The sequence below is a fragment of the Frankia sp. R82 genome (assembly GCF_023716925.1).
Lineage (GTDB): Bacteria > Actinomycetota > Actinomycetes > Frankiales > Frankiaceae > Frankia.
In genome coordinates this window covers 1-679 of sequence record NZ_JAMQQG010000191.1, presented here as the reverse complement: position 1 = coordinate 679, position 679 = coordinate 1, and the positions used below count along the sequence as shown (strand labels likewise).

Annotated in this window: 1 protein-coding gene; it reads left to right on the top strand. The window is 68.5% G+C overall.

The features are described 5' to 3' along the window. The coding region (locus ND747_RS16550) for a recombinase family protein (protein ID WP_251734501.1) at positions 1 to 679 on the top strand (679 nt) is incomplete at both ends.

The following is a 679-nucleotide window of genomic DNA, read 5'->3' as shown; positions in this document are numbered from 1 at the left end:
TCTACGTCCGGGACCGGCTCGGCACCCGCGCCATCGCCAACACCCTCAACGAACGCGGCCACCGCACCACCACCGGCGGCCCCTGGTCCGGACACCAGGTCATCCGCGTCCTGGACAACCGCATCTACCTCGGCGAGCTGACCTTCCGCGAGATCACCGTCACCGACACCCACGAGCCGATCATCGAGGCAGCACGGTTCACCGAGGCCGAGAAGATCCTCACCATCCGCAGCGACGGACACACCCACCGAGCCGCCAGCGACTCCGACTACTACCTCACCAGCCGGATGCGCTGCCCACAGTGCGGCAAAGCGATGCTCGGCTCCAACGCCAAAGGGCGCAACCGCACCTACCGCTACTACACCTGCTTCACCCGCCTGCGCTACAGCCGCACCCGCTGCGACGCCCCCCGCCTCGATGCCGACGCCCTCGACCACGCCATCCTCACCGCACTCGCCGACTTCTACCGCGACCACCAGCAGCTCATCGCCGACGCCGTCCACCACGCCCGCCAACGCCACCACGACACCCACAGCGACCGCGCCGGCGAACTCGCCACCGTCCAGTCCGACCTCACCCACACCGACCAAGCCATCGACCGCTACCTGGCCGCCTTCGAACGCGGCAAGCTCGACGAAGAAACCCTCGCTAACCGAGTCGCCACCCTGCGCACCACGCA